Source organism: Asticcacaulis sp. P2_B1 (assembly GCF_056404915.1).
Window position 1 is genome coordinate 505,188 of sequence record NZ_JBFUDD010000002.1, and the last position, 22,738, is coordinate 527,925.

Annotated in this window: 19 protein-coding genes; 5 read left to right on the forward strand and 14 right to left on the reverse strand. The window is 60.4% G+C overall.

What is annotated here, in order from left to right:
- Positions 1-19: 19 nt before the first annotated feature.
- A complete protein-coding gene (locus AC1DX3_RS06600; protein ID WP_476988455.1) occupies positions 20-1,993 on the reverse strand; it encodes a M1 family metallopeptidase in 1,974 nt (657 codons plus the stop codon).
- Between the two features lie 203 nt (positions 1,994-2,196).
- Positions 2,197-3,999 carry a DEAD/DEAH box helicase gene (locus AC1DX3_RS06605; RefSeq protein WP_476988456.1) on the reverse strand — a complete coding sequence of 601 codons (1,803 nt, stop codon included), beginning with the start codon at positions 3,997-3,999 and terminating at the stop codon, positions 2,197-2,199.
- Between the two features lie 419 nt (positions 4,000-4,418).
- On the opposite strand from AC1DX3_RS06605, the gene AC1DX3_RS06610 reads away from it, so the two are divergent.
- Positions 4,419-4,904, forward strand: coding sequence for a hypothetical protein (locus AC1DX3_RS06610; protein ID WP_476988457.1), 486 nt, complete (start codon positions 4,419-4,421; stop codon positions 4,902-4,904).
- A 5-nt stretch (positions 4,905-4,909) separates the two neighbouring features.
- On the opposite strand, the gene AC1DX3_RS06615 is transcribed toward AC1DX3_RS06610, so the two are convergent.
- On the reverse strand, positions 4,910-7,213 hold the full coding sequence (locus AC1DX3_RS06615) for a glycoside hydrolase family 88 protein (protein WP_476988458.1): 2,304 nt from the start codon (positions 7,211-7,213) through the stop codon (positions 4,910-4,912).
- Positions 7,214-7,313: 100 nt separating this feature from the next.
- Positions 7,314-9,245, reverse strand: a complete 1,932-nt coding sequence (gene serA / locus AC1DX3_RS06620) for a phosphoglycerate dehydrogenase (RefSeq protein WP_476988459.1) — start codon at positions 9,243-9,245, stop codon at positions 7,314-7,316.
- A gap of 150 nt (positions 9,246-9,395) precedes the next feature.
- On the opposite strand from serA, the gene AC1DX3_RS06625 reads away from it, so the two are divergent.
- The 3 genes from AC1DX3_RS06625 to AC1DX3_RS06635 all read left to right on the forward strand — a co-directional run bounded on the left by AC1DX3_RS06625 (position 9,396) and on the right by AC1DX3_RS06635 (position 12,463).
- Complete coding sequence (locus AC1DX3_RS06625; RefSeq protein WP_476988460.1) at positions 9,396-10,331, forward strand: Hsp33 family molecular chaperone; 936 nt, start codon at positions 9,396-9,398, stop codon at positions 10,329-10,331.
- 91 nt (positions 10,332-10,422) lie between these two features.
- The gene (locus AC1DX3_RS06630) at positions 10,423-11,430 is read left to right on the forward strand and encodes an aspartyl protease family protein (RefSeq protein WP_476988461.1); all 1,008 of its coding nucleotides are present in this window, start codon (positions 10,423-10,425) and stop codon (positions 11,428-11,430) included.
- A 76-nt stretch (positions 11,431-11,506) separates the two neighbouring features.
- On the forward strand, positions 11,507-12,463 hold the full coding sequence (locus tag AC1DX3_RS06635; protein ID WP_476988462.1) for an aspartyl protease family protein: 957 nt from the start codon (positions 11,507-11,509) through the stop codon (positions 12,461-12,463).
- On the opposite strand, the gene phoB is transcribed toward AC1DX3_RS06635, so the two are convergent.
- The 6 genes from phoB to proB form a co-directional block, all read right to left on the reverse strand.
- The gene (gene phoB, locus AC1DX3_RS06640; protein ID WP_476988463.1) at positions 12,460-13,149 is read right to left on the reverse strand and encodes a phosphate regulon transcriptional regulator PhoB; all 690 of its coding nucleotides are present in this window, start codon (positions 13,147-13,149) and stop codon (positions 12,460-12,462) included. The genes AC1DX3_RS06635 and phoB overlap by 4 nt on opposite strands.
- Positions 13,150-13,242: 93 nt before the next feature.
- Positions 13,243-13,944 (reverse strand): phosphate signaling complex protein PhoU, encoded by a 702-nt coding sequence (gene phoU, locus AC1DX3_RS06645; protein WP_476988464.1) that lies wholly within the window; start codon positions 13,942-13,944, stop codon positions 13,243-13,245.
- 142 nt (positions 13,945-14,086) lie between these two features.
- A complete protein-coding gene (locus AC1DX3_RS06650) occupies positions 14,087-15,565 on the reverse strand; it encodes a sensor histidine kinase (protein WP_476988465.1) in 1,479 nt (492 codons plus the stop codon).
- A 156-nt stretch (positions 15,566-15,721) separates the two neighbouring features.
- Positions 15,722-16,120, reverse strand: coding sequence for a GxxExxY protein (locus AC1DX3_RS06655; RefSeq protein ID WP_476988466.1), 399 nt, complete (start codon positions 16,118-16,120; stop codon positions 15,722-15,724).
- A 67-nt stretch (positions 16,121-16,187) separates the two neighbouring features.
- On the reverse strand, positions 16,188-17,465 hold the full coding sequence (locus AC1DX3_RS06660) for a glutamate-5-semialdehyde dehydrogenase (protein WP_476988467.1): 1,278 nt from the start codon (positions 17,463-17,465) through the stop codon (positions 16,188-16,190).
- A 10-nt stretch (positions 17,466-17,475) separates the two neighbouring features.
- Entirely contained in the window at positions 17,476-18,615 is a 1,140-nt protein-coding gene (gene proB, locus AC1DX3_RS06665; protein ID WP_476988468.1) for a glutamate 5-kinase, read from the reverse strand.
- Positions 18,616-18,702: 87 nt separating this feature from the next.
- Between proB and thrC the strand changes: the two genes are divergently transcribed.
- Positions 18,703-20,079 carry a threonine synthase gene (gene thrC / locus AC1DX3_RS06670; RefSeq protein ID WP_476988469.1) on the forward strand — a complete coding sequence of 459 codons (1,377 nt, stop codon included), beginning with the start codon at positions 18,703-18,705 and terminating at the stop codon, positions 20,077-20,079.
- Positions 20,080-20,223: 144 nt separating this feature from the next.
- Here the strand turns inward: thrC and AC1DX3_RS06675 are convergent, their stop codons facing one another.
- The 4 genes from AC1DX3_RS06675 to AC1DX3_RS06690 form a co-directional block, all read right to left on the reverse strand.
- Complete coding sequence (locus tag AC1DX3_RS06675) at positions 20,224-20,802, reverse strand: DUF6680 family protein (protein ID WP_476988470.1); 579 nt, start codon at positions 20,800-20,802, stop codon at positions 20,224-20,226.
- Positions 20,799-21,161 carry a hypothetical protein gene (locus AC1DX3_RS06680; protein WP_476988471.1) on the reverse strand — a complete coding sequence of 121 codons (363 nt, stop codon included), beginning with the start codon at positions 21,159-21,161 and terminating at the stop codon, positions 20,799-20,801. The genes AC1DX3_RS06675 and AC1DX3_RS06680 overlap by 4 nt, the downstream gene beginning before the upstream one ends.
- Positions 21,162-21,246: 85 nt before the next feature.
- On the reverse strand, positions 21,247-22,212 hold the full coding sequence (thrB, locus tag AC1DX3_RS06685; protein WP_476988472.1) for a homoserine kinase: 966 nt from the start codon (positions 22,210-22,212) through the stop codon (positions 21,247-21,249).
- A gap of 158 nt (positions 22,213-22,370) precedes the next feature.
- On the reverse strand, positions 22,371-22,622 hold the full coding sequence (locus tag AC1DX3_RS06690) for a GlsB/YeaQ/YmgE family stress response membrane protein (RefSeq protein ID WP_476988473.1): 252 nt from the start codon (positions 22,620-22,622) through the stop codon (positions 22,371-22,373).
- Positions 22,623-22,738 lie beyond the last annotated feature (116 nt).

A 22,738-nucleotide genomic window follows, 5' to 3' on the forward strand; every position in this document is an offset into this window, starting at 1 on the left:
GTTGTGATGCCTGATTCCTTTACGATTTCACTACTTTATCGACGGCGGCGCGGGTAATCTCATGATAGCCCGGACGGGCCTCGGCATAGATCTTTTTCGCCATGTCGACACCCCAGCCCGGCTGCTTCATCAGGGCGGCGTAGAGCGGCTGGCAGAACTTGCCGCGCCCCTGGCTGGTCAGGAAGTCGTGCACGGCCGGAAGGGCCGGCGTGTAGCGGTGTTTGACCGCCTGCATCAGCCAGGCGAACAGGACCTCATCGTTTGTCGATTTGGTAAAGCTGAACTGGGTATCCAGAGCCGCCATCTGCTCGACCGTCAGGGTATCGGGCAGGTTGCTGATGAAATAGACCCACTGCGGGTAGGCATAGTCGGCGACATTGAGCGTCGCCGGATCGGCGCCGCCGTCGAAAGCCTTGATATCGGCCTGGACGTCGTCGAGCAGGTGCGAGGTCGGCGCCACGGCGTTCGACGGCAGACCCTTCTCGTACAGCCATTCGTGGATCTTGAGCGATTTTTCCAGATTGGCGTCGTTGTGCAGCAGGTATTCGCGCAGGTCGACGACGAAGGCCTCGGTCGTCATGCTCTTGAAGGCGTAACGGGTGAAATAGCCCTTGAGATAGGCATCGAGCTTCTTACGGCCGAAATGGTCTTCCAACATACGCAGGAAGGCATTGCCCTTTTCGTAGGGGATGTCGGAGAAATAATCGTCCGGATTGATGTCCTTGAGATTGGGACGCAATTTGGTGAATTCGGGATTACCGCCTTCGGAAACCGGCTTGTTGAGGTCGGCCAGGGTCTGTTGCAGGCCCTGATAGCCCAGCACCTTCAACATGTCGGCGCGGTCCTTGCCATAGACCTCTTCCATGATACGGTTCTCGAAATAGTCGGTGAAACCTTCATTGAGCCAGAAGTCTTCCCAGGTCGCGTTGGTCACCAGGTTGCCGGACCAGCTGTGGGCCAGTTCGTGGGCCACCAGCGAGACCAGCGAACGGTCGCCGGCGATGACGGTCGGCGTAGCGAAGGTCAGGGTCGGATTTTCCATGCCGCCATAAGGGAAGCTGGGCGGCAGGACCAGGACGTCGTAGCGACCCCACTGATACGGGCCGTAAAGCTTTTCGGCGGCGGCCAGCATGGATTGCATATCGGCGAATTCGTAGGCGACCTTATCCAGCATGACCTTTTCGGCATAGACGCCGGTACGGGTGCCTTCGGCCCGGAAACCGAGATCGCCGACGGCGAGCGCGATCAGATAGGGGGCGATCGGCTTGTCCATATTGAAGCGGTAGACGCGCTGGCTGGCATGACCGGGTACCGGCTCGCCCTGAGGCGTCAATTTGTCGGCGCTCATCACCGCCATCAGGCCCTTAGGCACTGTGATGCGGGCGGTATAGGTCTGGCGGATGGCCGGACTGTCCTGGGTCGGGATCCAGGTGCGCGTGTTGATTTCTTCGCCCTGGCTGAACAGGAAAGGCTGCTTCTTGCCGGCGGTCTGGTCCGGATCGAGCCATTGCAGGGCGGTGCCGCCCTTGGTGGTAGCATAGTGGACGACGACACTTTGCACACCCTGGGGCAGATCGATGGTGAGCGGCTTACCCATCATCTCGTTGCCCTTGCCAAGCGTATAGTGCAACTGCGCGCCGGCTGCGTTCGTGACTTCGCTGATGTCCAGGTCCTTGGTGTCGAGGATAACCTGTTTGGCATTGGCCTCTGTCGTCAGCACTAGGGTCGCCGTGCCCTTCAAGGTCTTGGTGGTGAAATCGGCGGTCAGGTCGAGATCGACATGGTAGACGCGGGCTTCTTGCGGCCGGGCATAGGAATGGTCGTCGATGGTGCGATCGACCATGGCCTGCGGTGTCGAGTCCTGCGGCTCCTGAGGGGTACATGCCGTCATGGCGATCAATCCGCCGGCGGCCAGGGCGGCGCACAGGCCTGTCACGGCGATCGACAAAACACGAAAACGCGCCTTCAAACCCCTGTGTGCGATCGCTGGCATCAACTCGTAACCCCTTTGCCGGCCGTGGCCTTGCCGGATAGTTTTGTCGGTAAATCTATGTAACGGAAAACTACACCTTCACACAACTGTGAAAGTGAAAAGGGATTGGTGTGAAGGTGAAAAAGGATGACAGTGACCATGCAAAAGGGCTTGCCGATCCTGGATCGGCAAGCCCTTGCGGTATTTAGAGAAATCCGGAGACCTTAGCTGCGGCTGCGGCGCTTGAATTGTTCGCCTTCGCTGCGCGGCTTCGGGGCCTCGCTGTAGTGCGAAGCGTTGGGCTTACCCTTGAAACCACCCGGCTTTTGACCCGGACGGCCGGCAGGACGCGGCTTGCCACGGAATTCGCTGGCCGGACGGGCTTCGCCACGTGGTGCGTCCGAACGGGCCCCTTCATGACGGGGGGCATCGCCACGGGCACTTTCATGCCGGGGCGTATATTCACGCTTTTCGCCACGGGGGGCGAAATCGCGCTTGTCACCACGCGGCGCATCCGAGCGCGGACCATCCTTGTTCCAGGCCTTCTTGAAGGGCTTGGCGGCGGCAGCCGGAGCGGCCGGACGTTCGGCGGCCATCGGATCGTAATTCACGGCGCGCGGTTCGGCATTGTAGGGCTTCTTGTCGCCGAAAGGCTTCTTGGCAAAGCTGCCACGATCGCCGGCCGGCTTGCGGTCGCCGTAACCACCGCGGTCTTCACGACCCCGGCCTTCACCACCGCGTCCGCCGGAACCCGAGCGGTTGCGGCTGCGCTTGTGGACGAATTCGGCGTCCTTGTCGAAGTGACGAGCTTCGCGCTTTTCGGGGATCCGATCCGGAGTCGTTGGCTTTTCAGCAACGCCCGAAGCCAGCATGGCTTCGTCGAGCAGCTTCAGGGCCTGGTCCTTGCGGCGGTCGAAGGACGGGATACGCTGACGCGTGACGCGTTCGATATCTTTCAACATCTTGCGTTCGTCATCCGAACACAGGCTGATCGAGATACCCGTCTTGCCGGCGCGGGCCGTACGGCCGATACGGTGGACATAGGCTTCCGAAACGTTCGGCAGTTCATAGTTGATGACGTGCGAGACGTTGTCGACGTCGATACCGCGGGCGGCGATGTCGGTGGCGACCAGGGCGCGGACCTTGCCGGCCTTGAAGGCCTGCAGGGCGCGTTCGCGTTGACCTTGCGACTTGTCGCCGTGGATAGCGGCGGCTTCGATGCCACCGGCTTGCAGATAGGCGGCGACCTTATCGGCGCTGCGCTTGGTGCGCGTGAAGACCAGGGTACGAGCGAGATTGTCTTCGGCGTACATTTCGGTCAGCAGGGCGCGCTTGCGCACGGCTTCGATGAAGATGACGCTTTGTTCGACGCGCTCGGCGGTCGTGGCTTCCGGGGTGACTTCGACCTTCTTCGGGTTAACCAGCAGTTCCGAAGCCAGGATGCCGATTTCCTTCGGCATGGTGGCTGAGAAGAACAGGTTCTGACGCGGGCCGCGCATGCGCGAGGCGATCTGGCGGATCGGCTTGACGAAGCCGAGGTCGAGCATCTGGTCGGCTTCATCGAGGACGAAGCATTCGACGGTCGACAGGTCGACGGTCTTTTGTTCGATATGGTCGATCAGGCGGCCCGGCGTCGCGACCAGGATGTCGAGGCCGTTGGCCAGGGCCTTGAATTGCGGACCATACTTGACGCCGCCGTAAATGGTGGCGATTTGCAGGCCCATGCCGCGCGAATAGGTCTTGAAGCTTTCGGCGATCTGCGAAGCCAGTTCGCGGGTCGGCGACAGGACGAGGACGCGAGTCTGGCGCGGCGCCGGCATCTTGCGGTCGGACAGGATCTTTTGCAGGATCGGCAGGGCGAAGGCCGCCGTCTTGCCGGTGCCGGTCTGGGCGATGCCCAGCAGGTCGTGGCCGGCCAGCAGGTGCGGAATGGCCTGCGCCTGGATCGGCGTCGGAATGGTATAACCTTCTTTTTCCAGCGTCAGCAGGAGGGTCGAGGAGAGGCCGAGGTCGGTAAACTTAATCACGTAAAACGCGCTTTCATGCATCAGGGCAGTTACACAACGGCCCTTACCCGCACTTGGCCTTGCCAAGTCGGGAGTTTCTGGGTCGAAGCGTTCGCGTGTGACGGACTTCGGTTATTTTTATAGATGGCAGGCTGCTGGAAAGCGGCCTTGGATCACTGGCGATATGTACTTCCGAAGAAGCATACCTCACGCGGCCAGAGCAGCGCATTCATTCGGCGAGATCGCCGGCAAACGCGCATAGGCGTAAAAATTGTTCTATTCGCAGGTGCGAACGAGGCCTAAATGACGGTTATGACGCCAAATGTCAAGCCTGATTAGATTTTTCAAAAATTGGTAATCTGGCACAGGAGAAGAACGCTTTATAAACCAAAGAGGCGTACGCTTGAAACTATCGCAATATTGTCACCGGATGATCCTTCATGTCTTCGCCGAACCGCTTTGCTGTCCGACCGAACGCGGCCCCTGCCGCGCCGGCGAACACACGGCCGGACATGAACAATAGGGTCGAGATCATCATGCCGGCGCAATACACTGACCGCCGCGCCGAACCCCGGCTGGAATGCGACGACCGCGGCGCCCTGCTGCTGATGCCCGGTCTTCAGGTTGTGCTGTGCCGCATCCTCGATCAATCGGCCTCCGGCGCGCGCATCGCCTTCGACAGTATCGGCGATATTCCCGCTGAAATGTGGTTGTTCGATCTGAACGAAAATACCGCAAAGCGTGGGTCATCCGCCTGGTCGACGGCCAGCCGCATGGGCTTGAAGTTCCACTTCATGCTGACCTTGGTGCCCGGCGAGCCGCGCCCGGTGAAAATACCGCAAAACGTCTATGACGTTTGGTTGAAACTGACCGGGACCCAGGCCGGCCCCGAAGAAGACGACGGCGACGTTCTGTACTTCGATTAGACTCGTCAGCGATTAATGCTGATAATGGGCTGATGCTCGAGATAGTCCACGGTGACATTCAGCCAGTGCTGGAAATCGGCCTGGGTTTTCACCCCGCTTAAATCCTGCGCCCACGTTGCCCCGAACACATAGGCGATGTTTCCTGGGTTCTTGAAAGTGACGAACAGGGTTTGTCCGTCATCGGACGGTCCGGATGTCTCCGACGCCCGATAGAACAGCGCAATGCCCAGATCGTCGCCGGCCAGACTTTGCCGGCCCCAGGTAGCGACATAATGCCAGTCACCGGCATTCGCGGACGAGGTTAACACCGTCATGTCCTTATGATGCACCAGACCCGCCGCCATGGCCGGTGCCTGACCTGTGGCCTGCGCGTTAACCCAGGTCAGCGGCGAACCAGCAAGAATTTGATACACCGTCCGCAAGGACGCCTTTCCGTCGTCAAAGCCCAGGGATTCAACGATGGCTGCAGCACTTGCTGCACTGTTTACAACTTCGGCGACGATAGTCGACGGACCAATCTGCACCGCCTTGCCGTCCACGACCTTGCCCAATCCCCCCATGCCGAGGCTCTGGTCGACCTGGAAGATGTCTTGGCCCCAGTCATTCATGCTGTGATAATCGCCGACATTCTGGCCGATCGATTGGAGGATCGGCCCTGGCAGTTTTTTGCCATATATGTCGATGACGTTGCGTTGGTCGAGATAAAGGCGGTAGGCGACGGCACTGGATTCCCAGCCGATGCCTTCAAAGGCGATGACGCCATCGTGGATAAAATGATCGGCGGGCACGCCATAATGGCTGCGCAGGTGAAAGGTGCCGCCCTTAACGATACCACCCTGACCGGCGATACCTTCCAGCGTGCCGCCCTCCTGGACATTGAGGATGGCTTGAACCTGTCTTGGCAGGACGGACGCCTGGGGGACGATTTGGACCGTCACCCGTTGGTGGGCCTTCAACGGCACGGCGAACTCCAGATTGTCGAAGAGCTCATACCCGTTAGTCTCGGCGGGATAGGTGCGGCCATCGACGACAATCGACCATCCGCCGGCCGGCCAAACCTGCTCCAACGCGGCGCCCGCGGCCTCAAGTTCCTGTGCGCGCACGGAGGCCGCCACCGCGGGTTGGTCGTAGTCTGAGGTGTTCTCGATCGTCACAGTAGGTTTCAGTGGCTCGACCGGCGCCAGGTCGAGATCTGCGACGGCGGTGGCTGCCAGCAGGAAAGCGCCTGTGCCGTAGAACTGCGTGTCCTCGTAACCTACATTGTCGGGACGGTCGCTGACCGGTTGGACATAGCCGACCTTGCCATCGGGATGAACGGAGCGGACCAAGGCCACCCAGCCGCTGCGCACCACCGGCTCATAGTCCGTGCGCTCGAGCACACCTGCCTTGATACCCCAGGCGAAACCATAGGTGTAGAAACCGGTGCCGCTTTCCTCTGGCAGGCTGGTTTCCGGGTCGCCCAGTAGCGACGGCGACCAGAAGCCGTCGGGCTTCTGGATCGATTTCAGTTCGGCCGCCATCTGCTGGAACAAGGCGATGAATTTTGGGCGATCGGGGTCGTTAGCGGGCAGCAGCGGGATGATACGCGCCAGCCCGGCGAACACCCAGCCATTGCCGCGGCTCCAGAATAATTTTTCACCGTTGATGTCGCTGCGCTCGAAGAAGCGGCTGTCGCGATAAAACAGGTGATGGTCGCTGTCGTAGAGATAGTCGGCGGTGGCCCAGAACTCGGACTTGGCATAATCGGCATATTTCGCGTCGCCGGTCAGGCGCGACATCTCGAACCAGACGGGCGGGGCCATGAAGAGAGCGTCGGCCCAGCACCAGCGCGCCTGACAATCGGGTTTGGTGTCGAAATTCAGGTCATTAGTCGGCTTAGCGGCCAGGATGGCGTCGAGGCGAGCGCGCGTCGGGGCGAGAGCCGCATCGCCTGCGCCGTGGCGGCTGTCCCACAGATAGGACGAGGCAATGACATAGTCGTCGGCATGGTAGGCGCGCGCGCCCGGCTGCCATTGCATGTCCTGGCCGCGTTTCAGCACGGCGGCGGCAAATTCAGGCTTTTGGCTGTGGTCGGCCAGGGCGGTCAAGCCGGTGAACAGGGCGCCTTGCTCCCAGCTCTGCGGTTTGACGGATTCGGAGCCCCACTGGGTGACCGGGATGTCGCCGATATGCGTCAGTTGATAATCGCCGGCTTTTTCGGCCAGGGCCATGACATCGGCCGGACGCCAGGGAATCGTTTGGGTGGTCTGGGCGCTGACGGGGATGGCGGTCAGCAGGCTTGCAGCCAGCGCGAGCGACAGGATCTTCATGGCGTCCTCCTCTTCATTGCGAGGATTGGCGCCAATTTTGGAAGCGCTGTCAAGTTATGGGGTCGAGGGGCCAAGTAACGTTTCTTGGGGCCCCTCGCCTTTACACCAGCGACCTGAACTTCAGCGTCCCGTTGACCTGCTTGAGATCTTCCAGGGCTTCCTTCGGATATCCCCTATCGACGTCGACAATCACATAACCAAGCGTCTCATTGGTCTTGAGGTGCTGGGCCAGGACGTTCAGGCCGTGCTTGGCCATGATGGCGTTGATAGCGGCCAGGACGCCCGGGACGTTCTTGTGCAGGTGGAGGAAGCGGTGGCGGCCTTCGACTTCGGACAGCTGGACATGGGGCATGTTGACGGAGAAGGTGGTGTCCCCACGATTGAGGAAGTTGAGCAGGCGTTCCGAGGCGAATTCGGCGATAGCTTCCTGGGCTTCCTCGGTCGAGCCGCCGATATGCGGCGTCAGGACGAGGTTGGACAGGCCCATCAGCGGGCTTTCGAACGGATCATCATTGGTGCGCGGCTCTTCGGGGAAGACGTCGACGGCGGCACCGTAGATCTTCTTCGTTTTGAGGGCGTTGGCCAGGGCGGCGATATCGACGACGTGGCCGCGCGATAGGTTGATGAAGATGGCGCCGTCCTTCATGCGGGCGAATTGCGCCGCGCCGAACAGGTTTTTGTTCTCGCCGCGGCCGTCGACATGCAGCGAGATGACATCGGCTTCGGCCAGCAGGGCGTCGAGCGAGCGGTAGCGTTTGGCATTGCCGAGCGTCAGCTTTTCGGCGAGGTCGAAATAGATGACGCGCATGCCGAAGCCTTCGGCCAGGATCGACAGCTGGGAACCAATGGCGCCGTAGCCGATGATGCCGAGCGTCTTGCCGCGGACTTCGTGGGCGCCAGTCGCCGACTTGTCCCACTTGCCGACGTGCATGGCCTGGGATTTGTCCGGGATATTGCGGGTCAGCATGACGATCAGCCCGATGACCATTTCGACGACCGAGCGCGTGTTGGAATAGGGCGCGTTGAAGACGGCGATGCCCTTTTGCGAACAGGCCTTCAGGTCGATCTGGTTGGTGCCGATGCAGAAGGCGCCGACGGCCAGCAGCTTGTCAGCGGCCGCGATGGCCTTGGCGGTCAGGTTGGTCTTCGAGCGCAGGCCGAGGATATGAACGCCCTGGATCGCCTGGATCAGGTCGTCTTCGTCAAGCGCGCCCTTGACGGTCGACACGTCGTAACCTTCTTCGCGGAAGGCACGGACGGCGTCGGGGTGGATGTTTTCGAGCAGCAGGACCTTCAGCTTGGAGCGCGGGAAGGAGTAACGGCCCTGATAGCCTTCACTGTGCAGGACTTCATCGAACGAGGCCGCGGTCTTGGTGGTGTCGCCATTGAGGGCGGCGATGACCTTGGGACGCGTGACGTTTTCGGTGAAGGCGTAGAAGCGTTCGGCGGCGCCGCCCTTATAGACTTCGTAATCGGTCCAGCCGTCGCCGACCATGACGACATCGCCCGCCAGGTTGAGGCCTTGCACCGCGACGATCTTGCCACCGTCCTGGGACAGCGGATTGGTCAGGTCGATGCCGATGGCGATGCCGTCGGCATCGAAAATCAGACGGTTGGCCAGGACATATTCAGCCTCGATGCCATAGTCGGCGACGACGGGATCGATGAAATCGTGGAAGCCACCGGAAATGATGCGGATCTTGCCGGCGTGTTCAGCGAACACCGCACGGTTGCGGGCGATCGAGGGGCTGACCTTGTCCTTCAGGACCTCGACCAGGGAGGCGATATCGTCTCGTGTCGGCTTGAGGATCTGGATGCGGCGTTGCAAGGCGTCGGCGAAGGATATCTCGCCCGACATGGCCTGATCGGTCAGGGTCTTGATATGTGCGACATCGGCGCCACGAGCTGGATCGGCGGCCGACAGCAGTTCGGCCAGGATGTCGAGCGCTTCGACCGTGGTGAAGGTCGAATCGAAGTCGAGAACCAGGGTGGCGAGGTTCGGCTGTGCAAAACTTGCATTCATCGCGGTCATGCCTATTTACAAGCGTCCGACCGGCGGGGGCCGTTCGCCCTATATGATTGTATGGGCGTGCGATAAGATAAAAGCGCCCTCCGCACAACCGCTTTGTCCTTTCTTGTGGCGATAGCGCCGCTAATTCATTAAATAGTTCGAAAGTATCCTATGTCCGAAGATTCTGAGCAGCGCCGCGATTTCATGCCCGACACGTTCGACACCACCGAAGACTATTCCGCCCGTTTCGTCATCGAAACCCATCCGGTGCATGGGCGGCTGGTACGCCTGGGCGAAACCCTGGACCAGATTCTGAAGTCTCACGACTATCCCGACGTCATCGCCAACCTGTTGGGCGAGGCCTGCGTGCTGGCGACCATCGTCGGCGCGTCGTTGAAGTTCGAGGGGCGCTTGATCCTGCAGGCCCAGGGCGACGGCGCCGTGCGCTATGTCGTCGCCGACTATGACACACGCGGCGGCTTGCGCGGCTTCTGCCGTTACGACGAGGAGGCCGTGGCCCAACTGGTAGCCGAAAATGAGGGCAAGTTCGTCAGCCTGGGGGCGCAGTCCCTGCTCGGCAAGGGCACCTTTATCATGACGCTGGACGCGGAAAACCACGCTGAACGCTATCAGGGTATCACCCCGATCGAAGGCGAGAGCCTGGCCCTGTGCGCCGAGCACTATTTCGCCCAATCCGAACAGGTGCCGACCCATATCAAGCTGGCCGTGYCCCATGAACCTGGTCCGGACGGCAAGCGCTGGCGCGCCGCCGGCGCCATGATCCAGGCCATCGCCGGCGACGAGACGCGCGGCGACACCAAGGAATCGTTCCAGCATATCCGCGCCCTGTTCGAGACGCTTGGCGAAGAAGAGCTGACCGATTTCGAGCTTCCGGCCGACCGGCTGCTGTACCGGCTGTTCCACGAGGACGGCGTGCGGCTGAGCGCACTGAAAGGCGTGTTCAAGCTGTGCCGCTGTTCGCAGGAACGCGTCGAAGGCCTGGTGCAGTCGTTCTCCGCTGAGGAACAGCGCGAAATGCTGGAGGACGACGGCAAGGTCCACATCACCTGTGAATACTGCTCGAAGACATTTCTGGTCGGTCTGTAACCGGTAAGGGGTGGCCGATTGTGAGCCAGACTTAAACGCGCTATAACAATCCCGAGATCCAGAACAAACATGGATCCGGGGAAACACCAGATTGTCACACACACCGATCGATGCCGCGCGTTCGCGCCGGCGCTTCATGGCGGGCAGCCTTGCCCTAGCCGCCTTGCCCGTGGCCGCTAAGGCCCAGCAAATCACCGCCAATGCCACGCTGCAAACCGCACCGGACCACGACACGGCGAGTCTGGCCGCGCGTACCGATGCCGCCAACCACCTGACGGTGCAAGTCGGGGTCAATGACGCGCTCTACCACTTCGTCGTCGATACCGGCGCGGAACGGTCCGTTATCGCCGACAATGTTGCGGCGGAGCTTGCCCTGCCGCTGGGTCCGATGGTGATGGTCGACGGCATTTCCCGCCGGATCGAAGCCCAGACCGCGAAAATCGCCGACCTTCGCTTCGGTCCTTTCAGCCGCCAAAACCTGACCATCCCGATCCTGCCGCGCACCTCCCTGGTCGCCGACGGCTATCTCGGTCTCGACGCCATCAACGGCAGTCGCGTGACCTTCGATTTTCGCGACCACACCGTAACCATTGAACAACCCAAAAATGCCTTCGTCCCGGACGATCCGGTAGCTGGGTCGGCGCACATCAAGGCGCGCGGCTCGGCCGGCCACCTGCGCGTCGTCGACTGCCTGGTCGACAGCGTCGCCGCTACCGCCTTTATCGACACAGGCGCCGAGGTCTCGGTCGGCAATCCGGCCCTGTACGAGGCGTTAAAGTCACGCAACAAGGGCTTGAAAGAAACAAGCGCCATGGTGCTGACCGGGGTTACCGGCGGCGAAGTCACCGGCCAGGTCGTTCCCGTTACGCGCATCCGGCTTCAGGGCCTGGCGTTCACCAATGGTACGCTGGTCATGGCCGATGTGCCGGACTTCGACAACTGGGGTCTGAGCGAACGTCCGGCTCTGCTGATCGGCATGGATTATCTGCGCCAGTTTTCGCGCGTCTCGATCGATTATCGTGCCAAGATCATTCGCTTCGAGCTCAGCATGGCGCCGCCGAACCCGACACCGGGGGTCGAGATCGGGACGAACGCCTGATTTTGTAAGGATAAGGCCGATGTCGCCAGGTAAGTCATTGCTAGAGGTCACGTATAGGGGATCGCGCCGGCATTTCATGACCATCGCCGCTGCCTTGACCGCCCTGCCCGTCACAGTTCGGGGACAAGAGATCACCGCCAACCCGACACCCCCGACGCCGGACCAGGACGCGGCCAGCCTGGCCGCCCAAACCGACGCCGCCAGCCATCTGACGGTGGCCGTGACCGTCAACGGCAGGTCCTACAACTTCGTGGTCGATACCGGCGCCGAAAAATCCGTCATTGCCGACGACATCGTGGCGGCGCTCGGCTTGCCGCTCGGGCCGTCCGTCGTCGTCGATGGGATTGCACGGCGCATCGTCGCGCCGACCGTCATGGTCGACAGGCTGGGCTTCGGTCCCTTCAGTCTTGAAAACGTCGACATGCCGATCCTGCCGCGGATCTCGCTGGTCGCCGACGGCTATCTCGGCCTCGATGCCGTTAACGCCAGCCGCGTCATTTTCGATTTCAAACACCACACCCTGACGATCGAACAACCGAAACAGGCGTTTGTGCCGGACGAGGATGCCGCCGAATCGACGCGGATCAAGGCACGCGGCTCGGCCGGCCACCTGCGCGTCGTCGATTGCGTGGTCGATGGGGTCGCGGCCAGCGCTTTTATCGATTCCGGCGCCGAGGTGTCGATCGGCAATCCGGCGCTGTACGCCGCCCTGAAAGCGCGCGATCCGGCCTTGCAGGGGCGCGACGGCATGGTGTTGTCCGGCGCGACCGGCGGCGAGATGATCGGCCAGGCCATACCGGTATCGCGCATCCGGCTGCAGAAACTGACCTTTACCGATGGCACGCTGGTCATTGCCGACGTGCCCGATTTCGGCAATTGGGACCTGCACGACCATCCGGCCCTGCTGATCGGCATGGACTACCTACGGCAGTTTTCGCGGGTCTCGATCGACTACCGCGCCAAACTTATTCGCTTCGAACTCGCCCTGGCGCCTCCGAACCCGACGCCGGGTGTGGAGATAGCGACGGCTTAACCCTGAAGGTCGAGCGAATAACCGGCCGAACGCACGGTACGGATCGGGTCGAAGTCCTGGTCTTCGTTGAGCGCCTTGCGCAAGCGGCCGATATGGACGTCGACCGTGCGGGCTTCGACATAGACGTCGTTACCCCAGACGGCGTCGAGCAGTTGCTCGCGGCTGAAGACACGCTTCGGATACTGGATCAGGTAGTCGAGGAGCTTGTATTCCGTCGGCCCCAGATGGATGTCGCGGCCGGCGCGCTGGACGCGGTGGGACATGCGGTCGACGCTGATTTCGCCGAATTCGACGCGGTCATCGCTGAGCGCCGGGCGGATACGGCGCAGGACGGCGCGGATGCGCGCCATCAGCTCGACCATGGAGAACGGTTTGACGACATAATCGTCGGCGCCGGTGTCGAGACCGCGGATACGGTCTGTTTCTTCCGAGCGGGCGGTCAGCATGACGATCGGCAGGTTACGGGTTGTCGACTGCTGGCGCAGGCGGCGGCATACCTCTATGCCCGAGACCTTCGGCATCATCCAGTCGCACACCAAAAGGTCGGGCTGGCGCTCCTTGATCATCATCAAGGCGTCATCGCCATCGGCCGCGGTGCCGACATCATAACCTTCTTTTTCAAGGTTATAGGCCAACAGGGTCGACAGTGCGTCTTCGTCTTCGGCGATAATGATATAGGGCTTCATAAAGTGTCCGTAGATTATCTCCAAATCTCGAAGAGATTTGGCAAGGGCGACCGCCCGCCCGAGCTTTGCGAGGAGCCTCGCGGCGCTTGAGCGCTAAGGCTCAATCGAGCTTAGCGTATTACCCTTCGGGCGATCTTCGACATAGTCTTCGCCCGTCAGTTCGTAATGGATGTGTTCGGCCATATTGGTGGCGTGGTCGCCGATGCGTTCCAGGTTCTTGGCCATGAAAAGCAGATGCGTGCAGGCCGAAATGGTGCGCGGATCGCCCATCATATAGGTCAGGAGTTCGCGGAACAGGGCGTTGTAGTGTTCGTCCACCTCGGTGTCCGAGACCCACACGCTTTGTGCCAAATCCTTCTTGCCGCCCTTATAGGCGTCCAGGACGTCACGCAGACGTGACGATACCAGCTTGCCCATGCGCTCGATCGAACGCGTCAGGACCGACATGGGCTCGGCTTCGGAAATAACGATGGCGCGCTTGGCGATATTTTTGGCGAGGTCGCCGGTCCGCTCCAGCGAGGTCGCCAGCTTCATGGCGGCCACCGTCTTGCGCAGGTCGTCGGCCATGGGTTGGCGCAGCGCGATCAGACGGATGCACTTGCGCTCGATGTCTTTTTCGAGCTCGTCGAGACGGTGATCGCGTTGCACGACGCTTTGGGCGAGGGCGACATCACGGCGGGCGACGGCTTCGACGGCGTCGGCCACCTGGGCTTCCGCCAGGCCACCCATCAGAACGACCTCGGCCGATAACTGGTCGAGTTCATCGCCGTAGGTTTTCACGATGTGGGAGTTCATCTTGTATACCACCTGAAAAATCCTTCTTCCTGACGTCCGTGACATCGCTGCTGATTCGTCCGCGCGATACCGAAGTGTATTCAGGAATTATAGGCCGTGTAGGGGAATTTTGTGACAGTTTTATTTATGAAAGAAAAATAGCTTAGCCGGCGTCTTTCAAAGTGTTTCCATTAACCAAACGGGGCCCTGCCTGACCCGCGCCATAGGCGTGCTTTTGCGGGAAATAGGCGCTGAAGGCGGTAAAGGTCTGCGGCGTCGGCGCCGGTATGGCGGAGACATTGTCGCGTTCCAGGACATCGTCACCCGACGCCGTCACCTGACCCTGGCTTTCGACGACCAGGCCGCCGCGGTGACGATTGACGATGTGCTTGACGATGGCGAGGCCGAGGCCGGTACCGAGACGGTCGCCGCTCTTTTGGCCCTCGACGCGATAGAAGCGCTCGGCCAGGCGCGGCAGGAATTCGCGTCGGATACCCGGGCCGTTGTCGCGCACGGTGACCTTGGCATAAAACTCGTGAACATTGCGGTCGGGCCTAAGCAGGACCAGTTTGGCGGCCTGGGTGTCGGAGGTTGCCAGGGCCTGTTGCAAGGTCAGGTCATAGGCGATGTCGATGGAGACTTCGGAACCCGCCGGCGCGTATTTCAAGGCGTTGTCGGCCAGGTTCTGCACGACCTGGAGGATTTGATCGCGGTCGCCGATAATCGGATAGAGGCCAGGTTTCGGTCCGGTCACCGTCAGGCGAACATTTTTCTGCTGAGCCATCAGGGTCAGACCGTCGACGACATCACGCACAGCCAGGGTCAGGTCAGCCTCGCCCGACGGTGGCACATGTTCGTTGAGTTCGATGCGGCTGAGCGACAGCAAATCGTTGATCAGCCGGCCCATGCGGTCGGCCTGGGCCGCCATGATGGCGAGGAACTTGTCGCGCGCCTTTTCATCGTCTTTAGCCGGGCCACGCAAGGTTTCGACGAAGCCTGTGAGCGAGGCCAGCGGCGTGCGCAACTCATGCGAGGCATTGGCCAGAAAGTCGGCACGCATGCGCTCCATGCGGCGCATATCGGTCTCGTCGCGCACAACCAGCAAGGCCAGGCGTTGGGCGCCGTCATCGACCGGCAAGGGCGAGGAAAAGGCCCGCCAATATTGGTCGCGGGCGCCGCCACTGGTGTCGAAGACGGTCGAAGTGCTGATGCGGCCGAACAAGGCTTCGTCGACGCATTCCAGCACTTCCGGTGTGCGGATGGCGCTGACCAGAAGCGCCCCTTCACGCTCGATCTTGAAGGTGGCCTGGGCGGCGGTATTGGCGAAGACGATCCAGCGGCCGGCGATGTCATTGGGCTCGAAACCGGCAATGATCATGACCGGGTCGGGAATGGCCCGGAGCACTTCCTGAAAGCTCGGACCTTCGGGTTGGACGCGGGCTGGGGCTTCCGGCGCCACGCCTTTCGGCTCGAGATGGAGCAGGCGGCGCCAAGTGTGGAAGACGGTATAACCAAGGACAAGCAGAGCGACGAAGACGACATAAAACTGCAAGGCCGGGACGAACGCCATGGCGATCAGCACAGCTGTACCCAACCAGGTGCCGACGGGGATGATAGCCAGGAGTGAACGGCGGTTGTCCATGGAGGCCAGCTTACCTTATGCGCGTTAATCGTGTGTAACGTAAAGGAACGGCGTCAATAGGCAGTTTTGACGACAGTTGTATGACTGTCCGGGTTAGGAAGATTGTGGAAGCGCTTTTAACGACAGAATATGCGTTTTCTCCAAAGCACACCCCGATTAATGTTGTGTGGTCGTCAGATCCTTCGACAACACGTAACGCTTGTGTTGCAAATTTCCGCCGGTGAAATTCAGCAGCAAACCGGTCGGCAGCCGCGAGACCTTGAGAAAGTTGACAATCTCGGCGTCCTCGGCGGCCGACACCTGAGCCACGGCTTTCACGTCGACGATGACGGAACTGTAACAGACGAAGTCGGCGCGAAACTGGCACGGCAGGACCTCGCCCTTGTACATCACCGATAAGGGCGCATCGCGGACAAAGGGGATATTGCGTACGGCGAATTCGATGCCAAGCGCCTCCTGATAGACCGCTGCGTGAAAGCCGTGACCCAGAACGCGGTAAACCTCCCTGGCGGCCAGGACGATAGCATCGGTTTGCGGATCGCTTTGCTCTAACATGGTTAGGTCCCCGAACTCGGAATACGGCTTGATCTGCGGTTACGGTGACTTTTTTATGACCAGGACTTTAGGGTCGCGCCTGGCCGGAACCGCGGACGATATATTTGAAGGTCGTCAGCTGCTCGGCGCCGACCGGCCCGCGGGCATGCATGCGGTCCGTCGAAATGCCGATCTCCGCGCCCAAACCGAACTCGCCACCATCGGCATATTGTGTCGAGGCGTTCCAGATGACGATCGCGGAATCGACCTCGTTAAGGAAGGTCTCGGCCGCTTCCGGGTTCTCAGTGATGATGGCTTCGGTATGCGAGGTGCCATAGGTCTTGATATGGGCGATGGCCTCGGCCTCGTCCTTTACCACCTTGATTGCGATGATGGGCAACAGGTATTCTGTGCGCCAGTCGTCCTCGGTCGCGGCCGCCATGGGATAGAGACTTTGCGCCGTCGCATCGCCGCGGAGCTCGCAACCGGCATCTTCAAGGGCCCTGGCGATCTGCGGCAGCAAGGTGGGTGCCACAGCCTCATCGATCAGCAGGGTTTCCGTCGCTCCGCATACCGAGACGCGGCGCATCTTGGCGTTCAGCGTAACCTCGACGGCCTTGGCAGGATCCGCGTCCTTATGGATATAGGTGTGGTTGAGACCTTCGAGATGCGCCAGAACCGGGGCGCGGGCCTCAGCCTGGACGCGGGCGACCAGCGACTTGCCACCGCGGGGAATGATCAGGTTGATCGTCTTGTCGAGCCCGCCCAGGATCAGGCCGACGGCGTCGCGGTCCGAGGTCGGCACCAATTGCACGCAATAGGGCGGCAGGCCGGCAGCCTTGAAACCGTCCTCGAACGCCGCATAGATGGCAAGCGCCGAGTTCAAGGCTTCGGAACCGGTGCGCAGAATGGCGGCATTGCTGGAACGCACGCACAGGGCGGCGGCATCGGCGGTGACATTGGGGCGCGATTCATAGATGATGGCGATGACGCCGATCGGGGTCGAGACGCGAGCGATGTCGAGACCGTTGGGGCGGGTCCAGCGCGCCAGTTCACGGCCGACCGGGTCGGGCAAGGCGGCAACCTCTTCCAAACCCTTGGCCATGGCTTCGACACGGGCCGGATTGAGGATCAGGCGCTCGATCATGGCCGGGGTCAGGCCCTTATCGCGGGCAAATTGCTGGTCCTGTTCGTTGGCGGCAAGGATTTGTGCTTCACGCTGGCGGATGGCCTTAGCCGCGGCGAGGATGGCATTCGTGCGCACATCCGGGCCGGCCAGGCGCAGGGCTTCAGCGCCGAGCTTGGCCTTGGCGGCCATGTCGGTCATCAGATCGGTCAGCGAGGTCAGGCGGCTGTGGTCGTCCATGGTCGAAATCCTAAATCACAGCGAGATCATCGCGATGGATGACCTCGTCTCCGGATGTATACCCTAAAATCTGTTCAATGTCGCGGCTACCGCGGCCGCGGATGGCGCGGATAGCGTCGGCCGAATAGGTGACGATGCCACGAGCGATCTCCCCGCCCGACGGCGAGATGATCGAGACGCTGTCGCCTTTTTCGAATTGGCCCAGTACGTCGACAATACCCGATGGCAAAAGCGACTTGCCATTGTGCAGGGCGCGCACGGCGCCGTCGTCGAGCATCAGCTTACCGGCGGGCGCCACGGTGCCGGCGATCCAGGCCTTATAAGCCGCACTGAGCGAGGCCTGAGGCCGGATCAGGGTGAAGCGCTTCAGGTTCGACAGCGGGCGCACGAGCCGGCCGTCGGTGATCAGGGTAGCGCAGCCGGCTGAGCCCGCGATCTTGGCGGCGGCGATCTTGGTCGCCATGCCGCCGGTACCGACGCCAGCCTGGGCATTGGCGCCGCCGGCCATGGCTTCGATGGCGGCGTCCAGCTTGTCGACCAGGGGAATATGATGGGCCTGTGGGTTGCGCCGCGGATCATCCGTGTACAGACCGTCGACATCCGACAGAAGGATCAGGGCTTCGGAGCGCACCAATTGCGCCGTCCGCGCCGCCAGCCGGTCATTGTCGCCATAACGGATTTCTTCGGTCACCACCGTGTCGTTTTCGTTGACGATCGGCACGCAGCCCAGGTCGAACAAGGTCTCGATGGTGGCGCGCGCATTGAGCCAGCGCCGGCGTTTTTCGGTGTCTTCGCGGGTCAGCAGGACCTGAGCTGTCTTCAGCCCGACCGTGGCGAAGGCTTCGTCCCACGCGCTCATCAGACGCGGTTGTCCGGCAGCGGCGGCGGCTTGTTTTTCGTCAAGCTTCAGCTTGGTGCGCTTAAGACCGAGATAGCGGCGACCGAGCGCCACGGCGCCCGACGATACCAGGACGACCGACTTACCGGCCGCGCGAAGTTCGGCGATATCCTGGGCCAGACCCAGCATCCAGCCGGCGTGAGCCGCGCCCGTCGCGGCATCGACAACCAGGGCCGAACCGACCTTGATCGTGACGCGTGTCGCCTGCTCCAGAACGTCGGGCAGTGCAGGTTTTGTGACGGCGGCGGTCATTGGGGGTTTTCTAAAACGGCGGGAAGTGATACGGCGCGCTTTTACGAACTGGCGCCGCCTTCTGCAAGCGGCAAAAATGGTAACAAAATGAACTATGTAGGTACGCGCGGCTTTCGCGAACCCCGCAATTTCGCTGGCGCCCTGCTGGATGGCCTGGCGCCCGACGGCGGTTTGTACGTGCCGGAGGTTTATCCGAAGCCCGATTTCGATCTCGATGCGGCGTCGGCTGGCGATTACGGCGTCCTGACGGAAAAGCTGCTCACCCTGTTCGGCGTCGACGTTCTGGGCTCCGAGGCCGTACAAAAGGCGGCCGCGCGCACCAAGGCTGCCTTCCTCGACAATGGCAAGACACCCCTGGTCCAGGTCGAGGACAATCTGTGGATCCTGGAGCTGTTCCACGGCCCGACCCTGGCCTTCAAGGACATGGCGATGCAGATGATCGCCCCGCTGACCGATGCGGCCCTGGCGCAGAACGGTGAGAAGCTGACCCTGGTCACGGCGACCTCCGGCGATACGGGGGCGGCCGCCGTGCGCGCCTTCGCCGGTTCGGAACATGTGCGGTTGGTGGTGTTCCATCCGCTTGGTCGCGTTTCGCCGGTCCAGCGTCTGCAAATGACAACGGTCGAAGCCGATAATGTGCTCAATGTCGGGGTCGAGGGCGATTTCGACGACTGCCAGCGCATGGTCAAGCGCCTGCTGGGTGAAGAGTCGCTGAAACAAAACGGTCTGGTGTCGAGCGTCAATTCGATCAATTGGGGCCGTTTGCTGGGTCAGGTGCCCTACTATCTCGCCGCGGCCGCCGCTTCGGGGGTCAACCATCCTGACTTCGTTGTGCCGACCGGCAATTTCGGTGACGCCTTCGCCGGCTGGGTAGGGCGCAAGATCGGCGGCAAGGTCGGCCACATCCACGCCGCGGTCAATAGCAACGACGCCCTGGCCCAGGCCATCAATACCGGCCACTATGTCCGCCGTCCGGCCGTTGAAACCGCCTCCGTGTCGATGGACGTCCAGGCACCATCCAACTTCGAACGCCTGGTCTATGAGGCGTCCGGCCGTCAGGGTGAAGGCGTCAAGGGCGTGTTCGACAGCTTCAATGCCACCGGCAAGGTCCATCTGTCCGGCGATTTGCAGGCGGCGCTGAATGCCCAGGTGACGGCGAGCTCGATCTCCGAAGGCGAGACCAAGGCGACGATCAGCTATGCCTATAAGCGCTGGAACCGTGTCATCTGCCCGCATACGGCGGTGGCGGTGGCAGCAGCTTTGAAGCGCGGCGCCGACATGCCGCAGATCGCCCTGGCGACGGCCCATCCGGCCAAGTTCCCGGACTTCGTCGGTAAAGCCCTGGGCTTTGCGCCCGAGGTGCCCGAAGCCATTGCGCGTTTGCACGGCATGAAGGAAACCATCGTTTCGATCCGCAATGACGAGTTCCAAGCGTTGGAAACCGTCAAGGCGTTTGTGCATTAATATCGCCTATACACGTAGGCACCTTACCCCACTCGCGACGAGGTCAAAGTTTTAGTAGGCTGGGATTACCTTATTCTGGCCCTCGACCTACCTCTCGCCTAGAATATGGTGGAAGAGAGACGTGACGTTTCAGCATTCACCATTTTACTTCGGGGCTGGAGGCCATAAGCTGTCAGTGCCATCAACTTCTGTGGTAACGCCGCCTTCTGTCTTAAGAGATCGCATCAATTGTTCATATTGCGCGTTGGTTTGATGCATAGAAACCTGCCGTTGTCGGGCAATAGCTTCCGGATAATAGACACGTCCCAAATCATCAGACCTTAGACTATCGCCCAAACCCAAATCTATCGCCATCGCTTGAAGTAATCGTCTCGTTCGTTCCTCGATAATATAATCAGGCGCACCAGGTCTATAATTTAAAACCTTGAACAGCTCCGCCCAAGCCTCGCGTACAGACACGGATCCATTAAATGCAACATCTATGGAATTAAGCGCACGAACGCAATCCTCTGAAAAAAGGTTAGCCCGCTCCTGCATAATTGCAGCAAATATATTTAACTTAAATCGTCTGGCATCATGGTTGGTTTCAGATTCCTGCCTCATTTTTTCAGCCAATACCGCAATCTTTCTTGGTATAGACCATGCGAAATAAGCAGCCAACATCGTGCCTATTGCAGCAATTGACGATACGGCGATTTCAGGCTTGAGCCAATCTGACATCATGTGGATGCAGACCTTAAATCTCTAATTTTCTTTAATTTCATATTTATTGGCCCCAAAGGAGTCGTCACGGGGATATAGTCCAATTCCCAAAATTTCCGCGGTAACGTCAATAGGACATCATAAGCGATATCGCTATCCTTGGCAGTTACCCCCTGAATGACGGTCCCGCCCTTTGGAACTTTGACGTTCACTGATACACTATAGGAACTTTCCTTTTTTGAAATTTTGTACCAACCATCGAACAACACACCGAGTGGATCAGCACCTGTAATTATTCCGTCCATGAAAAGAACCAAGGCAAATCCTTGGCCTTCTGTTCCGGTCATGTAGGCTGCATAAACACCTTCAATTTTTTCCATAACGACACCCTACCAGACACTCGACATCACGACGAATCGACTCAATCAAAAGAGAGTAATGCCCACAGGTAAGTATAGCTACCGATCAAAAATAAGCGTGGCCCGTCTGGATACCGCGATGAAAATCGAGCCGTCGGTAGAAGGCTTCTGGGTCCTTGGGCTTCACCACCCAGGACGGATCGTGGTTGAGCAGGTCGTAGAGCCGCGTCAGGGTAAAGCGGATGGCCGAGCCGCGCGCAAACAGCGGCAGAGCATTGATCTCCGCCTCGGATAGCGGCCGCGTCTTGTTATAGCCCGTTACAAAGGCGCGAATCATGGCCGGCATGGGCTGGCCGCCCGGCGTAAAGCCCCAGGCATTCAGCGCTACCGCCAGGTCGTAGGCATAGGCGTCGGTACAGGCGTAGTAATAGTCGATGACGCCGGTGACCTGGCCATCGTCGTTCATCAGCACATTATCGGTGAAATAGTCGGCGTGGATGGCGCCGGTCGGCAGGCCTTGCGGCCATTTGGTTTGGAGATAGCCCAGTTCCGTGCGGAAATCTTCCAGGATATCCAACGCCCTTTGCGAGGTCGCGGCCTTGGGGACGCAGCGTTCGATCAGGGCCGGCCACACGGCTATGCCCATGCTGTTGGCGCGAAATTGCGGGAAGTCGCCGCCGACCAGATGCAGCTTGGCGAGATATTCGCCGGCCGAAGCCGCATGGCGTACATCCGGATTGCGCGGCCAGCGACCCGGCAGCCATTTGATCAGGGCGCATGGCTTGCCGCTCAGGCGCCCCAAGCTCTCACCATCGCGTTTCAGGGCCGGGCCCGGAGCGGGATAACCCTTGCGATCGAGATAGAGGGTATAGTCCATGAACCACGGCAAGCCATCTTCCGGGGTCGCCGCTTCGAACAGGGTCAGGGCATAGAGGCCGGTCGTCGTTTCGACCTTGAAATTGGTGTTGGAAACCCCCTCTTCGATGCCTTCGAGGTGCAGCAGGTCGCCGATATCATAAGCGCTGAGATAGGCCCGGGCATCTTCCAGCGAGACCTGCGTAAAGACAGCCATAGTTAAATCAACCCCTGTTCGTCTCCAAATCTTGCCTGCAAGATTTGGCAAGGGCAAGCGCCCGCCCGAGCTTTTGCGAGGAATCCCTTACGCAAAAAGTAAGCCTGCTATAGTGAGACTATAGCAGGCTTACAAGCGAGGATAAGTAAATCCGTGGTTTAGGCGCTTCGGCGTATGGCGCCGAACAGGGCCAGAAGTATAAGTGCCCCGGCCGTCGAGACCAGGATACTGCCGGCAAGGCCATAGAAGGCGATGCCGAAGAAGTTGGCGAGGTAGCCGCCGATGACGGAACCCAACAGACCGACGACCAGGTTGCCGACCAGGCTGCCGCTGCCGCCGGCGATCATGTGGGCCAACCAACCGGCGATCAGGCCGACGATCAGCATAAGCAAAAGTCCTTCAACGTGCATCGTACTTCTCCGGGGTTTGAGGTTTACTGGGTTAAGGTTTTATTAACCGGAACCTTAATCCGATGGTCGTAAGGGGGCGATGTGGGAGTCTGCCGCCATAAATCAGGAAGTACGCC